The organism is Dehalococcoidales bacterium (assembly GCA_028716225.1).
Lineage (GTDB): Bacteria > Chloroflexota > Dehalococcoidia > Dehalococcoidales > UBA5760 > UBA5760.
This window is the reverse complement of record JAQUQE010000070.1, coordinates 1-5,467: the sequence shown is the minus strand read 5'-3', so window position 1 is coordinate 5,467 and position 5,467 is coordinate 1. Positions and strand designations below refer to the sequence as shown.

Below are 5,467 nucleotides of genomic sequence, written 5' to 3'. Positions count from 1 at the left end.
GGAAGACTGTGTATGAAGAGGGGAGGCTCACGATGTTAGAACAGCACTATACAATTCCCGAGGTCGCCGAGAAACTGAAACTAAGCCCGAAGACGGTCTACAATTGGATCAAACAAGGCCGTCTGACGGCCGTCACGTTCGGCAGGAAATACCGAATCTCGGAATCGGAGATCGTACGTTATCTGCGAGAACAACCCAGCGAAGTGCCGAATACGGCAGGCTGGGGAAGGGGGAAGAAAACCGGAAACTAATGCACGTCCGATACGCTTGAAGCGGGCAACGTTTTCTGATCTAGTCGAGGGGAGGGCGGCAGTTGTCGCCCTCCTTTCTTCACAATCCGTAGGTGCGCTGGAGAATGCGAAGCGTTGTTATAACTCGAGTCAACTCATACAGGAACACGCCTAGCGCGACAGTCAAGCCGGTCAACGTTAACATCTTCGCCGCATCCTTGCGTTCCACCCGGATCAAAAGGTATTCCCCGACGCCGATGAACAACCCTAGCGCGAAGAGCTGCCATAAGCCCGCCATAATTAGCTCACCCCCAAGGTAGCTCGGACAGAATCGGCAAGGGTCTTGACGACCAGGTGCGCCGGCTTTCGTCTGAAGCTCCCCTCTACCAGAATCATGGGGAACACTTGACCGGCGTTACTCCATGTCTCTTGCCGCCAGATGCCCGAACGCAGATAGCGTGCATATTTCGCTAACTCACAATGCCCGTTCCGCTGGACCTCGACAAATGCCCTCCATATCCCCTTTGGTGTTTGCCAAATTAGCAGGCCGTCAGCTCTTTCCGCGCCGGCCAGGGGGTATTCCACAGTGAAATTGAGTTCTTCGCCGGCCCTCCGTTCCATGAGGGCGCGAATGTAGAAGTCCGCCACTGCCTGGCGGTGCTGGATTTGGCCGCAGCGCGTTACTCGGTAAAGGTATTCCGCCGAGTCCGTAAGGCGTTCCCGCCGCAGTCTCCCGCGTCTCACCAGAGTACGGAGTCTTCGCTGGCAAAGCTTCACGCCGGCCTTGCTGGGGAACAACGCTGCCACGATTTGATTAGTTCTGACGGCACCGAATTTCGTTACGAACTCCACTATCCGGCGGTCTCGTAAACGTCCTAGCTCTTGTGGGGAAAGGCGTTTCACTTGACAACACCAAGCCACTTGAGAAATGCCTGAATCTGACCGGCTCGGGCCTGTTCCATACCCTTCATGGATTCAGCAACGCGGGCCGCCGAGACGATCTCCATACCTTTCGGGATCACTTTCCCCTTGAGCACAGAGTATGGCGTCAGCCTGAATATCAGATAGGCAACGCTTAGGCCGCCCAGTATCACGACTTCCGGGTACGCCTCACACCATTTCAGAATGCGAATTATCTCCGCCAGGTCCTCCCGAAGGGTGGGACCAAAAGTACGAAGGTTCCTGGTCGGTGTATAAGCCCACGCCGGCCTTGTCAGAGTGGGCACAGGCAAAAGCAAGATCACAATAAGCAACACCGCTAGACTCTTCATCTTTGACTCCTCCCATCCATTCTAGGTAATGTCAGGGTTTCCACGTCGCTCTTGGCAACAAAGGTGTCAGGAATACCCCCGCGCAGGGGATGCATCGTCGGGGTTCGTTGTTTGCTGACCGTGAATCTGCCGTTCCGCAGTTCCCGGCTGACAATCCATCTCGGTGGCAGGCTGATGAAGGTTTCCTTCGGAAACTCCTTGCGATTAACTGTCTTAGCAGCGTAAACTGAATCTTGGGGGCGAAGGGTGAAGAAGTATTGACTGGCGCAGAGCTCGGCAGCCTCGGCCAAACGTCTTGGCAGTTGGCCGCGTGATTGGTGAGCTAAGGTCAGACAATAGTTTCTCTTCCTCGCCTCCTCTACTGTTTCAGAGAGTCCTTCGTGTGCGTAGGTCTGGAATTCATCGTAATAGAGATGTACCTGCCGTTCATGGCCGTGTCTTGCGTTCAGCACTACCTCTAGATGTGATGTGATGATGTGGCATAGCAGGTCGGCGTTCTCCTTGCCAATGGTTCCTTTGTCCACGTCAAAGAGGTAGAGGATCGGATAGCCCGGCGGGTCTATCAGCGTGGATAGGTCAAGCGCATTCTCGCCTTTTGCAGACAAACAGCGTTGGAGTAGTTCGTTAGCCAGGGGACGGCTTAGACGACGCAACATGGCCCCCTGTGTGCGTTTTTCACGGCGGTCCAGTATATCCACCACAATGGGGTTTGCGGACTCGCTGGGGGCCTGCTCACGCAACAGACAATACAAGTCCCAAAGCGTGACCTCTTCTTTCGTCCGTTGGGCGCGTTCCAATAACTCGAGACATGCCGCATGGCATAATTCAACCATCGCCTCGCCCATCGCCGTTGGAAAGAGTCTCTTGAATACGGTGATCGCCTGCGCAGCTATCAGGGAACGCTCTGCCAAAGTGTGCTTGTGCTGGCGCAGAAGGTTGATGCCCAGCCTACGATAGGGATGGATATAGCGCACGTCCACGCCCTCGGGTAGATAGCGGTAAACCTGATTGGCTCCGTGTGTTGATACCCAGATGGAGCAGATGCCCTCGGAGAGACTTTCCACCAGCTTGTGTACCAGCCACATCGTTTTTCCCGATCCTATGCTGCCGAGAACATAGCGGTGCCGGGAAAGGTCTGCAGGGGTCTGTTCCTGTGCGCGGGCACTACACAGACCGTAAGCGGCGAGAACGCCGGCTGCCAGCTTCATCCCGAAGAGCAAAGACACCTTCTCACCTCCTAGACATAGGATTGGTCCCAGCATATGCAGTTTGGGCTTGTCAACTTGACTCAAAACGGTTGACTTTTTGGGATGGACAGGCTAGGATTTGGGATAGACAAGATCATAGGAAGGGGGGGGAATTGTGGAACTAGATTATTCCCAGTCTGGTCTAGTGGGGCTTGCCTTGCGGGGCCATGAAGCCGCACAAGAGGCCATAAGAACGATCAGTCTTATTGAAGGCGCTTTGTTTCCACCCGCTGGGTACTCCCAAATCAGGACCTGTACGGTGGATGACCCTCTGGAGTTTATCATCGGGGAAGTAGACAGATTGCTTGCCGTGGCAAACTCCCAGTTGTCTGATCTTCTAGGTAGGATTCAGGGGGAATCATGCAAGAGGTAATCCCGGCCTGCCTCGATGCCGGCTGCCAAAAGGCAGACCGGCAAAGGGGTATCTGTAAGGTGCTTGAGGACCCGGCCTACGCCTGGCGTAAGGGGTGCTGCCAAGCAATGACCCGGAACCCGGATTGGGAAATTGTCGCCGAGGTTCAAACAGCTAAATACAAGGAGGAGAGAAAACGTGCCCGAGCATCCCTTTGACGGAGTGGCAGTAATGGGTTCTCCGAGGAATGGGAGGATTCTCAGATTCTTTAGAGCAACAGCGGAACCGATGATGCTGTTCGATACTGAGGATCCTGACCCTCGGTGGTGGCTGAACGCGCAGGAAATGCTTGACTTGTATGATGCCTTAACTCCCCGAATCGAATACCTGCGGAAATATGTCGCGGAGGAGAAACTCCCCAATGACAGTTAACATCCCCGAACAAGTGGGGATTTTGCTTGAAGAACTGGGCGCTAGGTTGGGCGTTGTCACGAGCGAGTTGTGGAACGTCATTATCCGCCAGCAACTCGCGGAGGGTGTGTCCTTCGTGGTTGTCGGTCTCGTTTTCGCCGTGCTCATGGTTTTGTGCATATGTAACATGAAATGCACGACCGCCGTTTCTCTGCCTTTGGACATTTGCGCCCTATTCTGTGGATTCATTGCGGCAGCAACGCTGATCTCCGGTGTGAAGGTGTTCTATAATCCTCAGTTCTATGCCCTCAACTACCTTCTGAAGTTGCTCAAATGAAGGCCCCTCGGTTTGAGGGGCCTTCCCCCTACTCTGTGGCTTCTTCGGCAGCTTTCTCGGCATTCTTTCGCCGCCGGCCTCGCGGCCTCTTTGCAATAGCCTCCCTCTGACAGAGATTCACTACCGAGATCACGCGCATTAGATCACCGTCACTGATTGTCTGTTTATTCGGCAGGACATCCTCGACCAATTTCAGGAATGCTTCCCGACTGAGCCTCATTTTCTTCCCTCCTTTCCCGGGGCTATTGATTGTGCTATACTTACCTCCGCCGTTGACCGCAAATGCTAACTCAGGGTAAACTAGCGAGTGTGACAGACTTACCCCTGAACGGGTAACCCGAAGGTACAGGGAGGATTCGGTAAGACGCAGCTAGACAGGGGTTTGACGGAGAGGTACCCAAGTGGCTAAAGGGGGCAGACTGTAAATCTTGGATGGATTGTCCCCGAAACTGCAGGCCAGCGTAACGGGTTCTTCCCGTTGATCCCCCTTCCTGGCAGGTGACAGACTTACCGATGCCGAACCCTCCTTGTTGACTGGGAGGAAACATTGTTATGGAAATGGCGAACACGCTGGGCGAACCCTGCGACATGGATAACGCGCTTGAACGGTTCATCCTCCATTGCCGGTCCAAAAACCTCTCCCCCCGTACTGTTTCCTGGTACAACGATGTCATTTTCTACTTGGGTGAATTCCTGAATTGGCCCCGGATCAACGACATAACTTCGGACGACATTCAACGATATGTGCTTCATTCTATGCGGAGTTGTTCTGCGATTACCACACAAGGTAGGATACGCGCCTATAGAGTCTTCTTCGGCTGGCTGTACCGGCGCGAACTGATCACCAAGAATCCGATGGGGCAAATTGAGAACCTGAAACTACCCAAACGAAGGCCGAAAGTACTTGCCGACTATGAAATTGAAGCAATACTCAGACAGGCCAACCTGGGGACGGTTGTTGGGCGGCGCGACTACTGTATAGTTGCCACGTTTCTTGATACCGGCATTCGCGCCGGCGAACTCCGTGGATTGACTTTGGACAAGCTCAATCTCCGTGAAGGCTATCTAATCGTGGTGGGAAAGGGAGACAAGGAGCGCAGGATTCACTTCTCAGAGAAGCTTCGTCGGGACTTGAGTGCTTATCTGAAAATGCGCGAAGGCACCTCTTGGGGACAGAGCAATTTTGTCTTCCCGACGATCCATGGCAAACAGTTCAGCAACAACGGCTTGGAAAATGTAACACAGAGATTGGCCGACCGTGCCGGCCTAAACGTCAACGCTAGGCCGCACAGGTTGCGACACACTTCGGGTACGCTCTGGATTGAACGCGGCGGTGATCCGCTGACTCTCCAGCAACGAATGGGGCATTCCACGCTGAACATTACCCGCCAGTATGTTGACCAGCGAAGCAGGGTGCTTCGCCAGAAGGCTCAGCAATTCTCACCACTGGAGGCCATCGAGCAGGAGAGAATCAGGTTGCCTCGCAAGAAAAAGTAAGATACCCCTTCCCCTTTCGTGCGCCGTGCGGTATCATATAGGCGAAAGGGGGATGAGGATGCACAAACGGACGGCATTCCTCAACCATCTACGGGCACGGCATTATTCCCCCTTAACAATCA

Annotated in this window: 11 protein-coding genes; 6 read left to right on the top strand and 5 right to left on the bottom strand. The window is 54.0% G+C overall.

From position 1 onward, the window contains the following. A partial coding sequence (locus PHI12_13285) for a helix-turn-helix domain-containing protein (protein ID MDD5511766.1) occupies positions 1-251 on the top strand: 251 nt, incomplete at its 5' end. Between the two features lie 79 nt (positions 252-330). Here the strand turns inward: PHI12_13285 and PHI12_13280 are convergent. Genes PHI12_13280 through PHI12_13265 form a run of 4 tightly spaced genes read right to left on the bottom strand, consistent with a single transcriptional unit; the run spans position 331 to position 2,727 of the window. Further along, positions 331-528 carry a hypothetical protein gene (locus PHI12_13280; GenBank protein ID MDD5511765.1) on the bottom strand — a complete coding sequence of 66 codons (198 nt, stop codon included), beginning with the start codon at positions 526-528 and terminating at the stop codon, positions 331-333. 2 nt (positions 529-530) lie between these two features. After that, on the bottom strand, positions 531-1,082 hold the full coding sequence (locus PHI12_13275; GenBank protein MDD5511764.1) for a hypothetical protein: 552 nt from the start codon (positions 1,080-1,082) through the stop codon (positions 531-533). Positions 1,083-1,129: 47 nt separating this feature from the next. Then, positions 1,130-1,501 carry a hypothetical protein gene (locus tag PHI12_13270; protein MDD5511763.1) on the bottom strand — a complete coding sequence of 124 codons (372 nt, stop codon included), beginning with the start codon at positions 1,499-1,501 and terminating at the stop codon, positions 1,130-1,132. Then, entirely contained in the window at positions 1,498-2,727 is a 1,230-nt protein-coding gene (locus PHI12_13265) for a hypothetical protein (protein ID MDD5511762.1), read from the bottom strand. Before PHI12_13265 ends, PHI12_13270 begins: the two co-directional genes overlap by 4 nt. 136 nt (positions 2,728-2,863) lie before the next feature. Here PHI12_13265 and PHI12_13260 point away from each other — a divergent pair, with 136 nt between their 5' ends. Genes PHI12_13260 through PHI12_13245 form a run of 4 tightly spaced genes read left to right on the top strand, consistent with a single transcriptional unit; the run spans position 2,864 to position 3,848 of the window. Continuing rightward, entirely contained in the window at positions 2,864-3,121 is a 258-nt protein-coding gene (locus PHI12_13260) for a hypothetical protein (GenBank protein ID MDD5511761.1), read from the top strand. Beyond that, positions 3,109-3,318 carry a hypothetical protein gene (locus tag PHI12_13255; GenBank protein ID MDD5511760.1) on the top strand — a complete coding sequence of 70 codons (210 nt, stop codon included), beginning with the start codon at positions 3,109-3,111 and terminating at the stop codon, positions 3,316-3,318. Before PHI12_13260 ends, PHI12_13255 begins: the two co-directional genes overlap by 13 nt. Then, positions 3,299-3,532 (top strand): hypothetical protein, encoded by a 234-nt coding sequence (locus PHI12_13250; GenBank protein MDD5511759.1) that lies wholly within the window; start codon positions 3,299-3,301, stop codon positions 3,530-3,532. Before PHI12_13255 ends, PHI12_13250 begins: the two co-directional genes overlap by 20 nt. Then, positions 3,522-3,848, top strand: a complete 327-nt coding sequence (locus PHI12_13245; GenBank protein ID MDD5511758.1) for a hypothetical protein — start codon at positions 3,522-3,524, stop codon at positions 3,846-3,848. Before PHI12_13250 ends, PHI12_13245 begins: the two co-directional genes overlap by 11 nt. 28 nt (positions 3,849-3,876) lie before the next feature. Here the strand turns inward: PHI12_13245 and PHI12_13240 are convergent, their stop codons facing one another. Beyond that, on the bottom strand, positions 3,877-4,068 hold the full coding sequence (locus PHI12_13240; protein MDD5511757.1) for a hypothetical protein: 192 nt from the start codon (positions 4,066-4,068) through the stop codon (positions 3,877-3,879). Positions 4,069-4,400: 332 nt separating this feature from the next. Between PHI12_13240 and PHI12_13235 the strand changes: the two genes are divergently transcribed. After that, positions 4,401-5,345, top strand: coding sequence for a tyrosine-type recombinase/integrase (locus PHI12_13235; protein ID MDD5511756.1), 945 nt, complete (start codon positions 4,401-4,403; stop codon positions 5,343-5,345). Positions 5,346-5,467 lie beyond the last annotated feature (122 nt).

Bases quoted from the DNA above. Each gene is read 5' to 3' on its own strand.
- PHI12_13255 (MDD5511760.1), top strand. From the start codon at position 3,109: ATGCAAGAGGTAATCCCGGCCTGCCTCGATGCCGGCTGCCAAAAGGCA.
- PHI12_13235 (MDD5511756.1), top strand. From the start codon at position 4,401: ATGGAAATGGCGAACACGCTGGGCGAACCCTGCGACATGGATAACGCG.
- PHI12_13245 (MDD5511758.1), top strand. From the start codon at position 3,522: ATGACAGTTAACATCCCCGAACAAGTGGGGATTTTGCTTGAAGAACTG.
- PHI12_13280 (MDD5511765.1), bottom strand. From the start codon at position 528: ATGGCGGGCTTATGGCAGCTCTTCGCGCTAGGGTTGTTCATCGGCGTC.
- PHI12_13240 (MDD5511757.1), bottom strand. From the start codon at position 4,068: ATGAGGCTCAGTCGGGAAGCATTCCTGAAATTGGTCGAGGATGTCCTG.
- PHI12_13270 (MDD5511763.1), bottom strand. From the start codon at position 1,501: ATGAAGAGTCTAGCGGTGTTGCTTATTGTGATCTTGCTTTTGCCTGTG.